Below are 16,436 nucleotides of genomic sequence, written 5' to 3'. Positions count from 1 at the left end.
TAGTATGACGAAAAAAGTAGCAATTATTGGCGAATGTATGGTGGAGCTGAAAAAAGAAGGCGATCTTTATAGCTCTGGTTTTGGTGGAGACACCCTCAATACCGCACTTTACCTTTCTCGCTTAACCGCTGACCATGGGGTGGAAGTCGCTTATTTAACTGGGCTTGGCACTGACGAGTTTAGTCGTAATATGTTGGACGCATGGAAAAAAGAGCAAATTAATACGGATTTAGTCGCTATCTCTGAGAAAAAATTACCAGGGCTTTATACCATTTCGACTCGCCCTGATGGCGAACGTGATTTCCGCTATTGGCGCAGTGATGCGGCGGCGCGTTTTTGGTTGTCTAGCGTTGATGTGGAAGATTTATACCGCACTTTGAGCCAGTTTGAGTTGATTTATTTAAGTGGCATCAGTCTTGCCATTTTGCCCGAAAAAGAGCGAAATATTCTTTTTGACTTACTAGAGCGTTGTCATAATGAGGGTGTAAAAATTGCCTTTGATAATAATTATCGCCCAATTTTGTGGGAAAGCAAGGCAGCAACACAGCAAGCCTACGCACGCATTTTAAAATTGACGGATATTGCCTTTTTAACTTTTGATGATGAAGTGATGTTATATGGCGATAGTGCTTTAAGTGAATGTTTAGACCGCACTTGTGCGTTTGGTGTGCGTGAAATTGTGATTAAACGCGGCAGTGAATCGTGTATTGTCGTAACGCGTGATGAGCGAGTCGAACTTGCACCAACGCCAGTCAAAAATGTGATTGATACTACTGCGGCTGGGGATTCATTTAGTGCTGGCTATTTAGGTGAACGATTGCTAGGAAAACCAATTTTAGAGGCGATTGCAGGTGGGCATCGCTTAGCAGGCACAGTGATTCAGCATAAAGGGGCAATTATTCCCAAAGCGGCAATGCCAAAATAAGCGTAGAAGCAGGCGAAAGCCTGCTTTGCTTTTTAGAAGTAATGGTTTTATTATAAGCAAAAATGAGAGCCGTTTTTAATTAGGAGAGGTTATGTTGACGCTCAGACAACAACGTTTAAAAAAATTATGTAATAACAATAATATTATTGGTGCCTTGGCGATAGATCAGCGTGGTGCATTGCGCCGTATGTTAGGAGAGAGTGCAACGAATGAGCAATTGGCGGTATTTAAAGGCTTGGTATCGCAGTACTTAACACCTTATGCGTCCTCTATTTTATTAGATCCTGAAGTGGGTTGGGAAGCAGCAGGCAAACGTGCACCGAATGCGGGGCTTTTAATGGCGTATGAAAAAACAGGTTACGACAAAACGCAACCAGGACGTTATCCTGATCTGATTGATGATGTCTCTGTTTATCGCTTGAAAGAAAAAGGTGCAGATGGCGTGAAGTTATTACTTTATATTGATGTTGACGAAGGCAAAGAGGTCAATGACGTGAAAGAAGCCTTTGTTGAGCGAGTCGCCGCAGAATGTAAAGCGGAAGAAATGCCATTTTTCCTCGAACTTGTTAGCTATGATGCCAACGTAAGTGACGCGAAAGAATACGCTAAACTTAAACCACGTAAAGTGATTGAGGCAATGAAACTGTTCAGTCAACCGCACTTTGGGGTGGATGTGCTGAAAGTGGAAGTGCCGGTGAATATGAATTATGTGGAAGGCTACGGCAATGACGTCGTGCATACTCAAGCACAAGCCAAAGCGTTTTTTAAAGAACAGAGCGATGCTACCCATATCCCGTTTATTTTCTTAAGTGCGGGAGTTAGCTCTGAGCTATTTAATGATACACTACGTTTTGCCAAAGCGGCAGGTAGCCAATTTAATGGTGTTTTATGTGGGCGCGCCACTTGGGCGGGTGCAGTTGATGTCTTTAAAAACGAAGGCATTGAGGCGGCAAAAGTATGGCTTGAAACACAAGGCAAAGCGAATATTGAAGCCTTAAATGTCGTTTTAAATGAAACAGCACAGGGTATAACCTATTAATTTTAGAGCGTTATTCACGCTAATAACGCCTTTTTCTGAGTTTATTCAAGCGGAGTGATTTTGCAACAGCCTCAACATTTAGCTAAACCTAGCTATTTTCACGTGATGGCGAAGCCGAGCAGTTTTAATTGCAACATCAAGTGTGAATACTGTTTCTATCTGGAAAAAGAAGCGGTATTAACACACAAAGTAGATTTGATGAGCGATGAAACATTAAAGGCGTATGTGAAAAACTATATTCATTCTCATGCCGGTGAAACGGTTGATTTTGCGTGGCAAGGTGGTGAGCCAACATTAATGGGAATTGATTTTTATCGTAAAGTGGTTGCATACCAAAAGGCATTTGCAAATGGAAAAACCATTACGAATAGTTTTCAAACGAATGGCATCGCTTTTAATCGCCAATGGATGGAATTGTTTAAACAAAACCATTTTTTAATTGGTATTTCTGTTGATGGTGAAAGTGCGGTACACGATAAATATCGCATTTCTATCAATGGGCAGCCCACCTTTGAGCGTGTTAAACGGGGTATTGCGTTATTAAAAGAATACGAGGTGGATTTTAATACCCTGACGGTCATTAACGATCAAAACTGGCATAAAGGCGTGGCAACTTATGAGGCGTTAAAAGAGCTGGGTTCTACGTTTATGCAGTTTATCCCTATTGTGGAGGTGGCAAATTACGATTTAACAAAATCGGATTATTCGCCGAATAAAAATGCCAGAATGGCACATTTTTCAGTTCCAAGAGAGGGGTATGGGCGGTTTTTGCTGGATGTATTTAATCACTGGGTGCGTCGTGATGTTGGCACGATTTTTGTTAGGGAATTTGACAATCTGCTTGGACAATGGATGGGTTTTCCGTCCACCAGTTGCATCCATACCGTGACATGCGGCAAAGCTGTCGTGATTGAAGCCAATGGTGACGTGTATTCCTGCGATCATTTTGTTTATCCTGCATATAAAATTGGCAATGCGACCAAAACCTCACTAACAGAAATCATTAACTCTAAAAAACAAGTGGCTTTTGGTGATGCCAAGCGCGATACCTTAACCAAAGCATGCGAAAAGTGCGATGTGCGGTTAATTTGTCATGGTGGTTGCCCGAAACATCGCATTGTGCCATTAAAAGGGGAGCAGCATAAGCACAATTATCTTTGCCCATCGTATCAACTATTTTTCCGCCAAACCACACCCGTGATGAACCGCATGCGTCAAATTATTCAACGAGGTGGATCGGCAGCGGATATTATGCCAATGATAAGATAGCGTGCGGTTGCATAGTTAACAGAAGGACATTATGCAAAAAATTACCATAACTTTATTTGATAAAAACGAAAATATCAAACTCGCACGCAGTGATTTTGATGAAGTGGTGACCACCTTTAAAGGCGAATATGCCCAAGGGGATAAATGGGTTGTCGAGGCGCAGCATTATCCTTGCTATCTTAAAGTGCGGTTGGAAGATAGCTTTGAAAGTGCGGTGTTATATTTAACTGAAAAACTGGTCTTCACTATTCCATTTGGCGATGATATTCGCGTGTATAACAGCGATAAAGCCTTTCGTGGCGGTATTCATTTTGTCTGGGTGCGTGTTGCGCGTGAGTATGAAATTGCACAATATGGCAATTTAGCGTTCAACCCATATCAACAAGCGGCACAGCAAGGTATTTATCCAAGTGCGGTCAGCAATATTCAAGCGGGCAATATTCGTTTTGCCGCACGCAATGTGATTGATGGGGCATTTGACACCAGCGCACATGGGTCTTACCCTTACACTTCGTGGAGTAATGCCCAAGATCCTAACGCACAATTACACATTGAGTTTGGGCGTGAGGTTGAAGTTGATTGTATTGTGTTGTATTTGCGCGCCGATTTCCCGCATGATAGCTGGTGGCAAGCGATCACATTGCGTTTTGATGACGGGCAGGAAGAACAGATTGAGGCACAACGCACAGGTAAAGCGCAGTGTTACCACATCAGCCCACGACGTTGCCAAAAAATCACATTAACACACTTAATTAAAGGCGAAGAACCCGCCCCATTCACCGCACTTTCTCAGCTTGAAGTGCTTGGGCACAATGTATAAAAAAGTGCGGTTAAGCCGCACTTTGTTGTTTGTTTAGGCAGGAATTTGCCCAAATTTACCTGCGTTGAAGTCCGCAATGGCTTGCCTGATTTCCTCTTTGCTGTTCATAACAAAAGGACCATATCCCACCACGGGTTCATCAATCGGCACGCCCGATAGCAATAGTACTTTTGCACCATGTGGACTGTTTAGCTCTATTTCGTCGCCATCGTGATGGAAACTTACTAGCTCGCCAGTGCGCGCAATGTGATCACCGATTGTGATGTCACCACGCAAGACCACCAGTGATAAATTGTGGTTGCTAGGAACAGGCAACCGCACTTTGGCGTTTTCATTGAGCGTTATATCCCACACGTTCAATTCAGTAAACGTGCGTGCAGCACCGTGCGTATCGTATAGCTGCCCTGCAATAAGGCGAATACTTCCCGCATTTTCGTCCAAATTATAGACTGGAATCGTCTCGCTGGCTAAATGCTGGTAGCGTGGCGGATGTTGTTTATGGGCTTTAGGCAAATTCACCCATAATTGCACCATTTCAAATACACCACCTTGCTGACTAAAAGCCTTGGAGTGAAACTCTTGGTGAATAATACCATTGCCCGCAGTCATCCATTGCACATCGCCTGGGCGTAATACACCACCGCTGCCACTGGAATCACGGTGCTCAACCTCACCTTGATAGGCGATCGTAACCGTCTCAAAGCCTTTATGTGGGTGTTGCCCTACACCGCGTGGGTTATGGCGATTAGGCGCATATTCATGCGGCGCAGCATAGTCTAGCATTAAAAATGGATTTGTTTGGCGATCTTCGCCCATATGACTAAAGAGCTGACGTACAAAAAAGCCATCACCGACCCAATGTTTTGGGGCTGGGGTATAAATTCGATTAACTGTTCTCATAAATTCTCCTTAAAGTTTATCTTTATGGATGCTATTATAGCAGTTAGTTATTTTTATGTAAGTACGCACATTTTTTATACTTAGAGAGACATAAAAAAATGAATAAAATGAAAGACTTTTCTGAACGTTGCCCTGTGTATGATACGCTTGACATTATTGGTGGAAAATGGAAAGTGCTGATTGTGCACCACCTGACACAAGGAACACAGCGGTTTAACGCATTGCGTAGGGCAATGCCTAACATTACCCAGCGTATGTTAACGTTACAATTAAGAGAGCTCGAAGCCAGTGGTATTGTGCAGCGTAAAGTTTATCCTGAAGTGCCACCTAAAGTGGAATATTCCTTGACCAAATTGGGTGAAAGTTTACTGCCCGTTATTCAGGCTATGCACGATTGGGGGGCAAAATATGCCCGCCAATGTAAGCAGAAAACACAAAGTGCGGTTTAGCTTGACCGCACGTTAATGGTTTAGTGTGAAAACAGCAGCCACGCGATTTTGTTGGCGGTTTCAAGATCAATGGCAAACGTTTCTTGCGTGAGGTTTTGATTGTGAGCGAGCCACTGATTTAAACTGTGCTGGCAATTGAAAAAATGCATAATATTGCAACAACTACACGACCAATTGGCGTATTTATCTAAATTGGTGTGCAACACATAAATATCATTGCCGCCTTGCTCTACATGTACTTTGCCTTTATCAAGGGTTAGCACAATTTTATCGTGGCAATGCTCACAGTGACTTTCTATGCGAATGGGTTGATTAAACGCATAATGAAAACCGAGTGCATCAATCGCACACATTGCCCACGCTGCCCGCCCGTCGGCTAAAAATACCCGTTTATTGGTCGGCGTGGCTGAGATCGGATAAACCGCACTGAGCTGTTTTTCACGCACCGCCACCACATTTTTGGCAATTAATTGCTCGAGGATAGCATGCTGATGCGGTGTAAAGTGCGGTTGCTGGTTATTCAGTAAGCATTGCATAATATCGTTACGTAACCGATTTTCCTGAGTGGTCAATTTAGAGGTGATTGGCTGAGAGATGATTTTAGTAATCGGATAACAGGCTTGCATATACGCTCCTTGAGATAACTCATTGGCATATAGTATCAAAGTGCGGTAGAAAGTCTATGTTTTTTTGAGAACTATTCTCAACAAGTGGTATTTTACTGGTTTCAGTCATGGCTTTTGCTTTATGTTTTGGTGCTTTTTCGGTAAAATAACAGATTACGCAAAAAGGGCATACCGCACTTTTGATCCAGTGAATGATGTTATGGCAAAACAAGCACAGTTTTACATTCTCCCAAATGATGATGGGCAAGCATTAACCCAAGCAGAAATGCTCGCCTGTGACTTATGCGCACAAGCATGGCGTGAGGGCAAACGTGTGTTGGTGGCTTGTGAAAATCAAACACAAGCGTTAAAACTTGATGATGCCTTATGGGCACGTGATGCCGATGCGTTCGTGCCGCATAATTTGTCGGGTGAAATCACGACTTATGCCACACCAATTGAGCTTTCGTGGGTAGGGAAGCGTAATAGTCAGCGACGCGATGTACTGATTATGTTGCAACCAACAGTGCCTGATTTTGCTGCACATTTTAATGTGATTTATGATTTTGTGCCCGCCAGTGATGAACAAAAAGCCCAAGCGCGTGAACGCTATAAGCAATACCGTCAGTTAGGTTTTACCTTAACGACACAAACACCGAACAACGAAAACGAATAAGAAAATACTATGGAAACCACCTATAATCCAAAAAATATTGAACAGCGACTTTATCAACATTGGGAGTCGCAAGGCTATTTCAAGCCATCTTATGATGCAGCTCGCCCTAATTATAGCATTGCCATTCCGCCGCCAAATGTGACGGGCAGCTTGCATATGGGGCATGCGTTTCAACAAACGTTGATGGATACCTTGATTCGCTATCATCGCATGCAAGGTGATAATACGCTATGGCAAGTGGGCTCAGACCACGCGGGCATCGCTACCCAAATGGTGGTGGAGCGCAAAATTGCGGCTGAAGAGGGTAAAACCCGCCACGATTTCATCCGTGAAACCTTTATCGATCGCATTTGGGATTGGAAGGCTCAGTCAGGTAATACGATTTACCAACAAATGCGCCGCATTGGTAACTCGGTGGATTGGGAGCGTGAGCGTTTTACCATGGACGAGGGCTTATCGAATGCAGTGAAGGAAGTTTTTGTACGGTTGTATGATGAGGGGTTAATCTATCGCGGTAAACGCCTTGTAAACTGGGATCCGAAACTGCATACTGCCATTTCCGATCTGGAAGTGGAAAACAAAGAAGCGAAAGGCAGCTTATGGCATTTCCGCTATCCCCTCGCTAATGGTGCTAAAACCGCTGAAGGTCTGGATTACTTAGTGGTTGCCACCACACGCCCTGAAACCATGCTGGGCGATACCGCCGTTGCCGTTCATCCTGAAGATGAGCGTTATCAAAATTTGATCGGCAAAACGGTGATGTTGCCGCTGGTGAACCGTGAAATCCCGATTGTCGCCGATGACTATGTCGATCGTGAATTTGGAACTGGGGTAGTGAAAATCACGCCAGCCCATGATTTCAACGACTACGATGTGGGCAAACGCCATAATTTACCGATGGTAAATGTGCTGACACTTAACGCCGACATTCGCGATAAAGCTGAGGTATTTGACGGCAAAGGGCGTGAAATCTGTGACTATGACGCGATTATTCCAGCGCAGTATCAAGGCCTAGAGCGTTTCGCTGCACGCAAATTAATTGTGCAGGAATTTGAGCAACTGGGCTTGTTAGACAAAATTCAGCCTCACGATTTGAAAGTGCCTTATGGCGATCGTGGTGGTGTGCCAATTGAGCCAATGTTGACTGATCAATGGTATGTGAGTGTTGCGCCATTGGCGAAAGAAGCGATTCGTGCCGTGGAAGAGGGCGAGATTGAATTCGTGCCAAAACAGTATGAAAATCTCTATTTCTCGTGGATGCGTGATATTCAAGACTGGTGTATTTCTCGCCAATTATGGTGGGGGCACCGCATTCCTGCGTGGTACGACGCCGACGGCAACGTTTATGTTGAGCGCAGTGAAAAGGAAGTGCGGTCGAAATACAATCTCAGTGCTGATATTGCGTTGCACCAAGATGACGATGTGCTTGATACCTGGTTCTCATCGGGGTTGTGGACGTTCTCTACCCTTGGCTGGCCTGAGCAAACCCGAGAGCTAGAAATGTTCCACCCAACCAGTGTGTTAATTACAGGCTTTGACATCATTTTCTTCTGGGTGGCACGCATGATTATGTTCACCATGCACTTTATTAAAGATAAAAATGGCAAGCCACAAGTGCCGTTCAAAAAAGTGTATGTCACAGGCTTAATTCGTGATGAAAATGGGCAGAAAATGTCTAAATCGAAAGGCAACGTGCTCGATCCATTGGATATGATCGACGGCATTGATTTGGATTCCTTGATGGCGAAACGCACCTCCAATATGATGCAGCCACAGTTAGCGGAAAAAATTGGCAAAGCGACACTGAAAGCCTTCCCAGACGGCATTGCCGCACACGGCACTGATGCATTGCGCTTCACGTTGGCGGCACTAGCGTCTACTGGACGGGATATTAACTGGGATATGAGCCGCTTAGAGGGCTATCGCAACTTCTGTAATAAATTATGGAATGCCAGCCGTTTTGTCTTGATGAACGCCGAAGGTAAAGACTGTGGTTTCAACGGTGGCGAATTGAAATTGTCCGTTTCTGATCGCTGGATCTTGGCGGAATTCAACCGCACAGTGCAAACCTTCCGCCAAGCACTGGATCAATTCCGTTTTGATTTGGCGGCGAACGTGCTTTATGAATTTACATGGAATCAATTCTGTGACTGGTATTTGGAGTTGACCAAACCTGTACTGCAAAACGGCAGTGAGGCGGAGCAGCGTGGCACTCGTCACACCTTGCTCACCGTGCTGGAAAGCCTACTACGTTTGGCGCACCCGATTATTCCATTTATCACCGAAGAGATTTGGCAACGGGTGAAAAGTGCGGTCAACATCACCGCCGATACCATTATGCTACAACCGTTCCCAGCATTTGATGCCGCACGAGAAGACGCTGACGCTGTGAGCGAGATTGAATGGCTCAAACACGTGATCATCAGCGTGCGTAATATTCGTGCAGAGAAAAATATTCCACCAAGTAAGCCATTGGAATTGTTGCTGCGTAATCTCAACCCGCAAGAGCAGCAAGCCCTCGAGCAAAACCGCACTTTGCTACAAATCATGGCAAAGCTCGAACGCATTGAGGTACTGGCTGCTGACGTAGAAGCACCGTTGTCAGTTGCTAAATTGGTCGGCAATGTGGAAGTGCTGGTGCCAATGGCAGGTTTTATCGACAAAGACGCAGAGCTTGCTCGTTTGAACAAAGAGATGGCGAAATATCAGCAAGAAATTGAGCGTATTGAGAAAAAACTGGCTAATGAAGGCTTTGTCGCTAAAGCTCCTGCGCAAGTGATTGAAAAAGAGCGCGCGAAAATGGCTGACTACCAAGAGGGGCTCGCCAAACTCAACGCCCAATGCGAACGCATTAAAGTGTTGTAAAAAATAAAAGTGCGGTTAAGAAATTAACCGCACTTTTTATTTTTAAAACCCTAAAACGTCATTTTTCTAGATTAAATCACCTCAATCTCGGCATTGGCAATGCCGCGCAGTTGCCCACCTCGGCGACCGCGTTCGCCGTAGAATTTGGCTAAATCTTCGGGCTTTAATATGACTTTGCGTCTTCCTGATTTGATTGCCAAGCTGTTGCTTGGTGAGATGATCAAAATTTGGCTCAGTAACTCTTCGCGTGCTTTAGCCTTGTTGGCGGGAATGCCAATGATTTTGTTCCCCTTGCCTTTGGAAAGCATTGGCAGCTCTTGGACTGGGAAGATCAGCATTTTGCCGATGTTGGTGATGGCAACGAGCAGTTTGTCTTCCCCTTCAATGGCCTGAGGTGGCAGTGGCTGAGCGTTTTCAGGTAAATTAATAAGTGCTTTGCCTGCTTTATTGCGTGCAACTAAGTCACTGAAAGTACAAATAAAACCATAACCAGCATCAGATGCCATAAGATAACGCTGCTCGTCGTTGTCCATCAATACATGTTCGACATTAGCACCCGCTGGGAGCGTGAGTTTACCTGTAAGTGGCTCGCCTTGTGAGCGGGCGGATGGCAATGAAAGCGGCTCTATGGCATAACTGCGCCCTGTGCTGTCGATAAATACCGCAGGCTGATTGCTTTTGCCGCAAGCATGCTGAAGGTAGCTATCACCACTTTTATAGCTTAAATTTTGCGCATCAATATCATGGCCTTTGGCGCAGCGTACCCAGCCCATTTTCGAGAGTACGACGGTAACGGCTTCTGCTGGCAGCATCTCATTTTCCGCAATGGCTTTGGCCTCAGCGCGTTCCACTAATGGTGAACGGCGTGGGCTGGCGTAAGTTTTCGCATCTTGTTGAATTTCTTTTTTAATCAAGCTGTTGAGTTTGCGTGGCGAGTTGAGTAGTTGCTCTAGGCTATCACGTTCAGCATTGAGATCGTTCTGCTCGCCTTGAATTTTGACCTCTTCTAATTTGGCTAAGTGGCGCAATTTGAGATCTAAAATTGCGTCAGCTTGAATTTGGGTCAGGTTAAAGCGAGCCATTAACACTGTGCGAGGTTCGTCTTCATTGCGGATAATGTCGATCACTTCATCAATGTTCAAAAATGCGATCATTAAACCGTCTAAAATATGCAACCGTGCCAGCACCTTATCAAGGCGATATTGCAAACGACGTGTTACCGTTGTACGGCGGAAAGTAAGCCATTCGGTTAAAATGTCGAGGAGATTTTTCACCGCAGGTTTGCGATCGAGACCTATCATATTCATATTGATGCGATAGCTTTTTTCCAGATCGGTCGTGGCGAACAAATGTGCCATTAGTGCCTCCACATCCACACGATTGGAGCGTGGCACAATCACAATGCGTGTCGGGTTTTCGTGATCCGATTCATCGCGTAAGTCATCCACCATCGGCAATTTTTTGTTACGCATTTGACTTGCAATTTGTTCCATGACTTTTGCGCCTGATACTTGATGTGGCAGAGCCGTGACAATGATTTCACCGTCCTCTTTTTGCCATACTGCACGCATTTTTACCGAGCCACGTCCCGTGCTGTATATTTTTGCAATGTCAGCTTTTGGCGTGATGATCTCCGCCTCCGTTGGGAAATCTGGCCCTTGCACAAAATTTAAAAGTGCGGTTAGATCCGCAGTAGGATTGTCAAGCAAATGCACTGTTGCATCGGCAATTTCATTGATGTTATGCGGTGGAATATCCGTTGCCATGCCCACCGCAATCCCTGTAGTGCCGTTGAGCAAAATATGTGGTAAGCGGGCGGGCAGATATTCAGGCTCTTCGAGTGTGCCATCGAAATTTGGCTGGTAATCCACCGTGCCTTGCCCCAGTTCTGAGAGCAAAATTTCAGAAATTTTCGACAAACGCGACTCGGTATAACGCATCGCTGCGAACGATTTCGGGTCATCTGCTGCGCCCCAGTTTCCTTGCCCGTCGATTAACGGGTAGCGATAGGAGAAAGGTTGTGCCATTAACACCATCGCTTCATAGCAGGCACTGTCGCCGTGCGGGTGAAACTTCCCGAGTACGTCTCCCACGGTGCGAGCTGATTTTTTGTATTTTGCGCTAGCGTTTAATCCCAGTTCAGACATGGCATAAATAATCCGCCGCTGCACGGGCTTTAAGCCGTCGCCGATAAATGGCAGGGCACGATCCATAATCACATACATGGAATAATTTAAATATGCACGTTCAGTAAACGTGCCAAGCGGCATTTGTTCAACGCCCTCATAATTGATTGTGTTATCCATAAAATTCCCTTGACCGCACTTTATACGGTTAAATCAGCATTATTACCATTTGCTTGTAGCCATGTTTTACGATCTTCGGCCCGTTTTTTGGCAAGTAACATATCCATTAATTCAAGCGTGTTGCTATTTTCTGTTTGTGCTTCATCGGTTTCTGGGATTGCTAACGTCAGCTGTACCAAGCGACGTGTGTTTGGATCCATTGTGGTTTCTCGCAATTGTAATGGATTCATTTCCCCCAACCCTTTAAAGCGTTGTACATTCGGTTTACCACGCTTGGCTTTAAGCCGCTCCAAAATCGCCTCTTTTTCGGCTTCATCAAGGGCATAAAAAACCTCTTTCCCTAAATCAATACGATACAGTGGCGGCATTGCAACATACACATGCCCCTCTTCCACGAGTGCAGGGAAGTGTCGGACAAAAAGCGCACACAATAGAGTCGCAATATGCAAGCCGTCAGAGTCGGCATCGGCGAGGATACAAATTTTACCATAGCGTAGTTGGCTTAAATCACGGCTATCAGGATCAATACCAAGGGCGACGGCAATATCATGAATTTCCGCCGAGGCAAGCACTTGATCGCTGGCAACTTCCCACGTGTTCAAAATTTTACCTCGCAGAGGCAAAATCGCTTGATATTCCCGATCCCGTGCTTGTTTGGCAGAGCCGCCTGCTGAGTCTCCCTCTACTAAAAAGAGCTCAGTTTTGGCTAAGTCTTGACTGCTGCAATCGGCCAGTTTTCCTGGGAGTGCGGGGCCGCTGACCAATTTTTTGCGTACCACTTTTTTAGCTGCACGCAATCGACGTTGCGCGGAGCTAATGGCCATTTCAGCTAATTGCTCAGCTTGTTGTACGTTTTGGTTAAGCCATAGACTAAACGCATCTTTCACGCAGCCTGCCACAAAAACCGCACTTTGGCGTGAAGACAACCGCTCTTTGGTTTGCCCTGCAAATTGCGGATCTTGCATTTTAAGGGATAAAACATACGCACAGCGATCCCAAATATCATCGGCACTGAGTTTAATGCCACGAGGTAGGAGGTTGCGAAATTCACAAAATTCACGCATTGCATCCAGCAGACCTTGACGCAACCCGTTGACATGTGTACCGCCTTGTGGCGTTGGAATTAAATTGACGTAACTTTCGCTGAGTAAATCACCGCCATCAGGCAGCCAAGTTAATGCCCAGCTTACCGCTTCGCTGTCGCTTTTTATATCGCCAACAAATGGGATTTCAGGCAGGGTGGTAAAGCCGTCCACGCTTTCTTGTAAATAATCCGATAAGCCGTCTTGATAGCACCACACATCTTTCGTTTGGTTGACTTTATCGACAAAAATTACTTCAAGTTGTGGGCAAAGCACCGCTTTAGCACGCAGTAAATGACGCAGACGTGTCACAGAAAATTTTGCACTGTCGAAATACGTCGGATTTGGCCAAAAGCGTACAGTCGTACCCGTATTACGTCGTCCACAGGTGCCAATCACCTCAAGCTCTTCCACTTTATGCCCATTAGCAAAGGCGATACGATAGACTTCGCCGTTGCGTTTCACCGTCACTTCCACCCGCTCAGACAGGGCATTAACCACCGAAATACCCACACCATGCAAGCCGCCCGAGAATTGATAATTTTTATTCGAGAATTTACCGCCAGCATGCAGTTTGCTTAAAATTAATTCTACGCCTGAGATTTTTTCCACTGGATGAATGTCCACAGGCATACCACGCCCGTTGTCGATCACCTCAAGGGATTGATCCTCGTGTAAGATCACCTCCACCTTGCTGGCAAAGCCTGCTAAGGCTTCATCCACACTGTTATCAATCACCTCTTGTCCAAGATGATTAGGGCGCGTGGTGTCGGTGTACATTCCTGGGCGTAGTTGCACAGGCTCAAGGTCTTTTAAAACTGTAATATCATCGGCTTGGTAAGTTGATGTTGTCATAACCGTCTGTTTATCTGAAAATGATAGCGAAAGTTTACCCGATGTTGCCAATTCAGACAAATAAAAGGGGAATAAAAAGGCAAAGTGCGGTCTGACCGCACTTTACTCTGGGCTATGGTTTAATCATCGTGATCGCATTATAATATGCAAAACGCCTATATAGCTAAAAGTGCGGTTGAAATCATTTAAAATCAATTGTTGACACGCCATAAAGGAAACCCTATGCTGATGAACGCAACGCAACGCAACGCAACGCAACGCAACGCAACGCAACGCAACGCAACGCAACGCAACGCAACCTTGCCTAACTTCTAACCTGCTGTCAAGCACTTCCAACGTGGTTGGGGGTGTGAGATGACGGTCAAAAATTCTAGCCTATCCAAAGCCAAATCGGCGAAAAACGACGAATTTTATACGCAATATCACGACATTGAAAAAGAGATGCAAGCCTATCTTGATTTCAATCCCGATGTGTTCCGCAATCAAACGATTCTATTGCCTTGTGATGATCCTGAATGGAGCCATTTCACCAAATATTTTGCGCAAAATTTTGAGCGTTTCGGCTTGAAAAAGCTGATTAGCACCAGCTTTGCGGCGAAAAGCAAGCCTGTTGAATTGCCGTATCAGCCGACCTTGTTTGAAAGTGAAGATGCGCAGTTTGATGAAGAAAAAACCTTTTCTCACGGCAAAATTTTCACCCTTGAGCGAGACGTTAACCACGACCACAAAATCGATATTGACGACCTTGAATGGCGTTATCTGGAGGGCGATGGCGATTTTCGCAGCCCTGAAATTTGTGCACTGCGCGATGAGGCGGACATCATCATCACCAATCCGCCATTTTCGCTGTTTCGTGAGTTTTTGGCATGGATTTTGGCTGTACCGCAGACGAAGCAGTTTGCGATTATCGGCAATATGAATGCGATTACCTATAAAGAGGTTTTTCCGCTCATTAAAAATAATGAAATGTGGTTAGGTAATGGCTTTCAATCTGGAAATGCTTTTTTTAGCACGCCAGTTCAAAAAAATTATGCGGACGGTGTTTTTGATGAACAAACAGGATTAGTGAAATTTAGAAATTGTGTTTGGTTCACCAATATCGAACATGGTCGCCGTCATCAGCCCTTGCAATTGATGACGATGGCGGACAATCGCCGCTTTAACAAGCAAATCGCCAAAAATCCCAATGCCTACCAGCCCTATGATAATTACGACGCCATTGAAGTACCGCTCACCAATGCGATTCCGTCGGATTTCGAGGGCGTAATGGGCGTGCCGATCAGCTTTTTGGATAAATACAATCCTGAGCAGTTTGAGATTTTGGGCATTGACCGCTACATTGAAGACAATCCCAATTATGGGAAACGGTTTACAATGAATAATAAAGAAGTTTACGCCCGTATTCTCATCAAACATAACCGTTCTAAAACCGCACTTTCGCAAGGATACGCATCATGAAAGCCACCTTGAATACCGACATCACCATTGCGCAAATTTGCGAGGGCTTTGTCTACAACGAGCTGGAGGGCAAGGGCTTGTTTGGGCTGGCGGGTAAGCTCACTATTCAGCCGGAATATCAGCGCAACTATATTTATGCCGATGGCAAAAAAGATGTGGCAGTGATTGAGTCGATTTTGGCAGGCTATCCGCTGGGCGTGATTTATTTCAACAAACGCAAGGAGGACGGGCAACTGGAAGTGCTAGACGGACAGCAACGCATCACCAGCATCGGGCGGTTTGTAACCGATAAGTTTGCCATTATGAATAACGACGGTATACCGCAATATTTTAGTAGTATGCCGTCTGAAAAGCGGGAAAAAATCAAGCAAACCAAATTGCTGATTTATATCTGCGAGGGCGAGGAGAGCGAAATTAAGGCGTGGTTTAAAACCATCAATATTGCAGGCGTGCCGCTCAATGAGCAGGAGCTGTTGAATGCGGTGTATTCAGGGCAATTTGTCACGCTGGCGAAGGCGGCGTTTAGCAACAGCCAAAACGCCAATATCCAAAAGTGGTCGGCGTATGTGAAAGGCAGTGCTATCCGTCAAGACTTTTTGCACACCGCACTTGACTGGGTGAGCGGCGGCAATGTGGGCGATTATATGAGCCGACACCGCCACGACGATAATATCCATGAATTGCAAACCTATTTTAATACGGTAATCGATTGGGCAAGTGCGGTATTTATCGATGTGAAAAGAGAGATGTGCGGCTTGGAGTGGGGGCGATTGTATGAAACCTACAAGGGCAAGCCTTACAACCCAGCGGAACTAGACGCACGCATCACCGCACTTTATGATGACCCCTATGTGAAAAATCGCCGTGGCATTTTTGAATATGTATTGGGCGGCGAGGAAGACAAAACACTGCTAGACATTCGCATTTTTGATGAGGCGACTAAACGCAAAGCCTATAAAACCCAAACCGAAAAAGCCCAAGCGGATGAAAAATCCAATTGTCCACTGTGTGCCGTTGGCGACAACGCCAATAAAAATCGGATTTACAAACTCAATGAGATGGAAGCCGATCACGTGAGCGCATGGAGCAAGGGCGGTGCAACCACTTTAGAAAACTGCGAAATGCTGTGTCAATCGCATAATCGAGCGAAGGGGAATCGATAAAAAAGTGCGGTCTGACCGCACTTT

General features: G+C 45.3%; 13 protein-coding genes. 9 read left to right on the top strand and 4 right to left on the bottom strand.

Features of this window, described 5'->3' with window-relative positions:
• Positions 1-4: 4 nt before the first annotated feature.
• From kdgK to HPC40_RS06365, 4 genes are all read left to right on the top strand, one after another.
• Entirely contained in the window at positions 5-925 is a 921-nt protein-coding gene (gene kdgK / locus HPC40_RS06380; protein WP_208118660.1) for a 2-dehydro-3-deoxygluconokinase, read from the top strand.
• Positions 926-1,016: 91 nt separating this feature from the next.
• The gene (locus HPC40_RS06375) at positions 1,017-1,964 is read left to right on the top strand and encodes a tagatose 1,6-diphosphate aldolase (protein WP_208118659.1); all 948 of its coding nucleotides are present in this window, start codon (positions 1,017-1,019) and stop codon (positions 1,962-1,964) included.
• Positions 1,965-2,069: 105 nt separating this feature from the next.
• Complete coding sequence (locus HPC40_RS06370; RefSeq protein ID WP_208118680.1) at positions 2,070-3,233, top strand: anaerobic sulfatase maturase; 1,164 nt, start codon at positions 2,070-2,072, stop codon at positions 3,231-3,233.
• 31 nt (positions 3,234-3,264) lie between these two features.
• Positions 3,265-4,053 carry a hypothetical protein gene (locus tag HPC40_RS06365; RefSeq protein ID WP_208118658.1) on the top strand — a complete coding sequence of 263 codons (789 nt, stop codon included), beginning with the start codon at positions 3,265-3,267 and terminating at the stop codon, positions 4,051-4,053.
• A gap of 33 nt (positions 4,054-4,086) precedes the next feature.
• Here the strand turns inward: HPC40_RS06365 and HPC40_RS06360 are convergent, their stop codons facing one another.
• Positions 4,087-4,953 (bottom strand): pirin family protein, encoded by an 867-nt coding sequence (locus HPC40_RS06360; protein WP_208118657.1) that lies wholly within the window; start codon positions 4,951-4,953, stop codon positions 4,087-4,089.
• A gap of 107 nt (positions 4,954-5,060) precedes the next feature.
• On the opposite strand from HPC40_RS06360, the gene HPC40_RS06355 reads away from it, so the two are divergent.
• Positions 5,061-5,402 (top strand): winged helix-turn-helix transcriptional regulator, encoded by a 342-nt coding sequence (locus tag HPC40_RS06355; protein ID WP_456242935.1) that lies wholly within the window; start codon positions 5,061-5,063, stop codon positions 5,400-5,402.
• 20 nt (positions 5,403-5,422) lie between these two features.
• Here the strand turns inward: HPC40_RS06355 and merB are convergent, their stop codons facing one another.
• Positions 5,423-6,028: an organomercurial lyase gene (gene merB, locus HPC40_RS06350; protein ID WP_208118655.1), complete on the bottom strand. Its 606-nt coding sequence runs from the start codon at positions 6,026-6,028 to the stop codon at positions 5,423-5,425.
• Positions 6,029-6,227: 199 nt separating this feature from the next.
• Between merB and HPC40_RS06345 the strand changes: the two genes are divergently transcribed.
• Both HPC40_RS06345 and HPC40_RS06340 read left to right on the top strand, forming a co-directional pair.
• The gene (locus tag HPC40_RS06345) at positions 6,228-6,683 is read left to right on the top strand and encodes a DNA polymerase III subunit chi (protein ID WP_208118679.1); all 456 of its coding nucleotides are present in this window, start codon (positions 6,228-6,230) and stop codon (positions 6,681-6,683) included.
• A 9-nt stretch (positions 6,684-6,692) separates the two neighbouring features.
• Positions 6,693-9,548, top strand: a complete 2,856-nt coding sequence (locus HPC40_RS06340) for a valine--tRNA ligase (protein WP_208118654.1) — start codon at positions 6,693-6,695, stop codon at positions 9,546-9,548.
• Between the two features lie 71 nt (positions 9,549-9,619).
• Here HPC40_RS06340 and parC read toward each other — a convergent pair whose 3' ends face one another.
• Complete coding sequence (gene parC / locus HPC40_RS06335; protein ID WP_208118653.1) at positions 9,620-11,854, bottom strand: DNA topoisomerase IV subunit A; 2,235 nt, start codon at positions 11,852-11,854, stop codon at positions 9,620-9,622.
• Between the two features lie 20 nt (positions 11,855-11,874).
• Positions 11,875-13,791 (bottom strand): DNA topoisomerase IV subunit B, encoded by a 1,917-nt coding sequence (gene parE / locus HPC40_RS06330; protein ID WP_208118652.1) that lies wholly within the window; start codon positions 13,789-13,791, stop codon positions 11,875-11,877.
• 354 nt (positions 13,792-14,145) lie between these two features.
• On the opposite strand from parE, the gene HPC40_RS06325 reads away from it, so the two are divergent.
• Both HPC40_RS06325 and HPC40_RS06320 read left to right on the top strand, forming a co-directional pair.
• Complete coding sequence (locus HPC40_RS06325; RefSeq protein WP_208118651.1) at positions 14,146-15,249, top strand: adenine-specific methyltransferase EcoRI family protein; 1,104 nt, start codon at positions 14,146-14,148, stop codon at positions 15,247-15,249.
• Complete coding sequence (locus HPC40_RS06320) at positions 15,246-16,412, top strand: HNH endonuclease family protein (protein ID WP_235972335.1); 1,167 nt, start codon at positions 15,246-15,248, stop codon at positions 16,410-16,412. Before HPC40_RS06325 ends, HPC40_RS06320 begins: the two co-directional genes overlap by 4 nt.
• Positions 16,413-16,436 lie beyond the last annotated feature (24 nt).

Origin of the sequence: Spirabiliibacterium falconis, assembly GCF_014885015.1 — a bacterium.
GTDB lineage: Bacteria > Pseudomonadota > Gammaproteobacteria > Enterobacterales > Pasteurellaceae > Spirabiliibacterium > Spirabiliibacterium falconis.
Note: the sequence above shows the minus strand (reverse complement) of the source record. Positions and strands in the feature narration are given on the sequence as shown.

Coding starts and splice junctions, on each gene's coding strand:
- kdgK (WP_208118660.1), top strand. CDS start 5: ATGACGAAAAAAGTAGCAATTATTGGCGAATGTATGGTGGAGCTGAAA.
- HPC40_RS06375 (WP_208118659.1), top strand. CDS start 1,017: ATGTTGACGCTCAGACAACAACGTTTAAAAAAATTATGTAATAACAAT.
- HPC40_RS06370 (WP_208118680.1), top strand. CDS start 2,070: ATGGCGAAGCCGAGCAGTTTTAATTGCAACATCAAGTGTGAATACTGT.
- HPC40_RS06365 (WP_208118658.1), top strand. CDS start 3,265: ATGCAAAAAATTACCATAACTTTATTTGATAAAAACGAAAATATCAAA.
- HPC40_RS06360 (WP_208118657.1), bottom strand. CDS start 4,953: ATGAGAACAGTTAATCGAATTTATACCCCAGCCCCAAAACATTGGGTC.
- HPC40_RS06355 (WP_456242935.1), top strand. CDS start 5,061: ATGAAAGACTTTTCTGAACGTTGCCCTGTGTATGATACGCTTGACATT.
- merB (WP_208118655.1), bottom strand. CDS start 6,028: ATGCAAGCCTGTTATCCGATTACTAAAATCATCTCTCAGCCAATCACC.
- HPC40_RS06345 (WP_208118679.1), top strand. CDS start 6,228: ATGGCAAAACAAGCACAGTTTTACATTCTCCCAAATGATGATGGGCAA.
- HPC40_RS06340 (WP_208118654.1), top strand. CDS start 6,693: ATGGAAACCACCTATAATCCAAAAAATATTGAACAGCGACTTTATCAA.
- parC (WP_208118653.1), bottom strand. CDS start 11,854: ATGGATAACACAATCAATTATGAGGGCGTTGAACAAATGCCGCTTGGC.
- parE (WP_208118652.1), bottom strand. CDS start 13,791: ATGACAACATCAACTTACCAAGCCGATGATATTACAGTTTTAAAAGAC.
- HPC40_RS06325 (WP_208118651.1), top strand. CDS start 14,146: ATGACGGTCAAAAATTCTAGCCTATCCAAAGCCAAATCGGCGAAAAAC.
- HPC40_RS06320 (WP_235972335.1), top strand. CDS start 15,246: ATGAAAGCCACCTTGAATACCGACATCACCATTGCGCAAATTTGCGAG.